This is a genomic window from Streptomyces phytophilus, assembly GCF_013870535.1.
Taxonomy (GTDB): Bacteria; Actinomycetota; Actinomycetes; order Streptomycetales; family Streptomycetaceae; genus Streptomyces; species Streptomyces phytophilus.
In genome coordinates this window covers 1-3,053 of the sequence record NZ_JACBXC010000731.1, presented here as the reverse complement: position 1 = coordinate 3,053, position 3,053 = coordinate 1, and the positions used below count along the sequence as shown (strand labels likewise).

The 3,053-nt window shown below is 72.2% G+C and carries 3 protein-coding genes and 2 pseudogenes; all 5 read left to right on the top strand.

The window, feature by feature from the left end:
- The first annotated feature begins 210 nt into the window (after nucleotides 1-210).
- Nucleotides 211-711, top strand: a complete 501-nt coding sequence (gene rimP, locus H5J30_RS24335) for a ribosome maturation factor RimP (protein ID WP_181789503.1) — start codon at nucleotides 211-213, stop codon at nucleotides 709-711.
- Between the two features lie 2 nt (nucleotides 712-713).
- Entirely contained in the window at nucleotides 714-1,700 is a 987-nt protein-coding gene (nusA, locus tag H5J30_RS24330; protein WP_181789502.1) for a transcription termination factor NusA, read from the top strand.
- Between the two features lie 195 nt (nucleotides 1,701-1,895).
- Nucleotides 1,896-2,162 (top strand): annotated as a pseudogene (locus H5J30_RS24325) (YlxR family protein); the annotation flags it as partial.
- 329 nt (nucleotides 2,163-2,491) lie between these two features.
- On the top strand, nucleotides 2,492-2,764 hold the full coding sequence (locus H5J30_RS37740) for a MoaD/ThiS family protein (RefSeq protein WP_374101019.1): 273 nt from the start codon (nucleotides 2,492-2,494) through the stop codon (nucleotides 2,762-2,764).
- 7 nt (nucleotides 2,765-2,771) lie between these two features.
- Nucleotides 2,772-3,053: pseudogene (locus H5J30_RS24310) on the top strand (hypothetical protein); the annotation flags it as partial.

The window sequence follows — 3,053 nt, the reverse complement described above, 5'->3', positions numbered from 1 at the left end:
CCGTCGTCGCCGCCGTCTCCGGAACAGCCTGCGGTGGTGCCTGTCGCCGCCAGCACGGCGGCACCGGCCAGCACGGTCCTTCTCGCCGGGAGTCCCTTGATCCGCACGAGCCGAGCGTACCGGTGGGCAACGCACCGGTCGTGGAGCGGATACGCTTTGACCGGACACGTGACGTCACACAACAGCACACGCGGCCGAGGAGTCACCCGGATGAGCACCACCCAGAACGAGAGGCTGCGGGATCTGCTGGAGCCGCTCGTCAAGGAACGCGGCCTCGATTTGGAGGAGATCGCGCTCACCCCGGCGGGCCGGCGGCGTGTCCTGCGGGTCGTGGTCGACGCCGACGACGGCGTGGGCCTGGACACCTGCGCGGAGTTGAGCCGGCGCGTCGCGGAGGAGCTGGACTCCTCCGACGCCATGGGCGACCGCCCGTACGTCCTGGAAGTCACGTCTCCGGGTACGGACCGCCCGCTGACCCTGCCGCGCCACTACCGTCGTGCCGCGGACCGTTTGGTCAAGGTGCAGCTACGGGAGGGCGACGAGGTCGTGGGACGCATCACCGCGGTGGACGACGCGGGAGTCGATCTGCAGGTGCCGGGAGTGAAGGGCCGCAAGCCCAGCGCCCGGCGGCTGGAGTTCGGGGAGATCGCCGGGGCCCGGGTCGAGATCGAGTTCAACCGCAAGGTGACGAAGGACGAGGAGGGCTCGTAGCCGTGGATATCGACATGAGCGCCCTGCGCGGCTTGGTACGGGAGAAGGAGATCTCCTTCGACCTCCTGGTCGAGGCCATCGAGTCGGCCCTCCTCATCGCGTACCACCGCACCGAGGGCAGCCGCCAGCAGGCCCGGGTGGAGCTGAACCGCGAGACCGGGCACGTCACGGTCTGGGCCAAGGAGGACCCGGACGACGTGCCGGAGGGCGGGGAGGCCCGCGAGTTCGACGACACCCCGTCGGGTTTCGGCCGGATCGCCGCCACCACCGCGAAGCAGGTCATCCTGCAGCGGCTGCGGGACGCCGAGGAGGAGATCACCTTCGGCGAGTACGCGGGCCGCGAGGGCGACATCGTCACGGGCGTCGTGCAGCAGGGCAAGGACCCGAACAACGTGCTGGTCGACATCGGCCGGCTGGAGGCCATCCTGCCCGTGCAGGAGCAGGTGCCGGGCGAGGACTACAAGCACGGCACCCGGCTGCGCACGTACGTGGTGCGGGTGACCAAGGGCGTACGCGGCCCGTCCGTGACCCTCTCGCGCACACATCCGAACCTGGTGAAGAAGCTCTTCGCGCTGGAGGTGCCGGAGATCGCCGACGGCTCGGTGGAGATCGCGGCCATCGCGCGCGAGGCCGGGCACCGCACGAAGATCGCGGTACGGTCCACGCGCTCCGGGCTGAACGCGAAGGGCGCCTGCATCGGCCCGATGGGCGGCCGGGTGCGCAACGTGATGGCCGAGCTGGGCGGCGAGAAGATCGACATCGTCGACTGGTCCGACGAGCCGGCCGACCTGGTCGCCAACGCGCTGTCCCCGGCGCGGGTGACCAAGGTCGACATCGTCGACCTGGCGGCGCGCTCGGCCCGGGTGACGGTGCCGGACTACCAGCTCTCCCTGGCGATCGGCAAGGAAGGCCAGAACGCCCGGCTGGCGGCCCGGCTGACGGGCTGGCGCATCGACATCCGCCCCGATACCGAGCAGCCGGGGGACTGACCCGGGGTTCCGGGCCGGCCGGCCCGGAACCCGCTTTCCCGGCCCGGGGGCGGCCCGCGGAAACCGGGTCGCACCGCGGGCCGTAGATCACGTATCGTCGGGCCCGCCGTGGGCTGCGCGTTGCCCTGGGCGAAAACAGCCGTTCGATTGGCCCCCCGGGAGGGGTGCCCGTCGACCGTGGAGGTAGACTTGAGCGTGTCTGGCCGGACGCGCGCCCGGGGCTGCCCCGAGCGCACCTGCGTGGGGTGCCGGGTGCGTGCGACCAAAGGCGATCTGCTGCGTGTGGTGGAGGCCGGCGGCGCATGCGTCCCCGATCCCCGCGGTACGCTGCCCGGCCGGGGCGCTTATCTGCACCCCGTCAAGGCATGCCTCGACCTGGCGGTCCGCCGCCGGGCGTTCGTCCGGGCCCTGCGGGCCCGGGGCCCGCTCGGCACCGCAGACGTGGACCGCTTCGTGGAGCAGCAGGCCGTGGAGGCAGACATGAGTACGCAGCACACGAGCGCCGCGCGGAACCCCGCGCTGCCAGGTACCTCGCGAGTCGGAAGTGGGTCGAGATTGCGATGAGCACTCGATGAGTACGCGATGAGTACGCCCATGCAGAAGTAGCGACGGTCCGGCGGACACCCCCGGACCAGAAGGAGCGAAGTGGCTAAGGTCCGGGTATACGAACTCGCCAAGGAGTTCGGAGTCGAGAGCAAGGTCGTCATGGCCAAGCTCCAAGAACTTGGCGAATTCGTCCGCTCGGCGTCCTCGACCATCGAGGCGCCGGTCGTACGCAAACTGACTGACGCATTCCAGTCCGGCAACGGCTCGGCTGCGGCCAAGCCCGCCGGCAAGCCCGCAGCGCCGAAGAAGGCCGCCGCCAAGCCCGGCGTCCCCGGCGCACCCGCGGCGAAGCCCGCCCCCGTCAAGCCCGGGGGCGGCACGGGGAGGACCTCGCGCGGGTGCTGGCCCGGTGCTCCTTCCTCGTGGACGGGCGGGCCGTGGGCGCGCGCGACCACGCGGGGGTGGCGCTGGCGGACGGGGGGACGGTTGAGGTCCTGCCCCCGTTCGCGGGAGGCTAGGCGCACGATGAGCGACCAGAGACACGACCCCGCGCCGTGGTCGGCGGCCCCCTCGGCGCCCGCGGGCTGGGCCCCGTACGAGGAGCAGCACGACGGCGCCGGGACCGGCCCGCCGAGCGGGCACACGCAGTTCCCGCCGGCGGCGGGCCAGGGCGACGACGGGTACGGCGGGCCGGAGACGCAGCTGGGGATGGCCCTGCACGAGGAGTCGGCGGCGGCCCAGCAGACGTCGTACCTGCCCCCGGTGACGGATGCGGGCCCCTACGACGGCGGCTACGCGGGTGCGTAC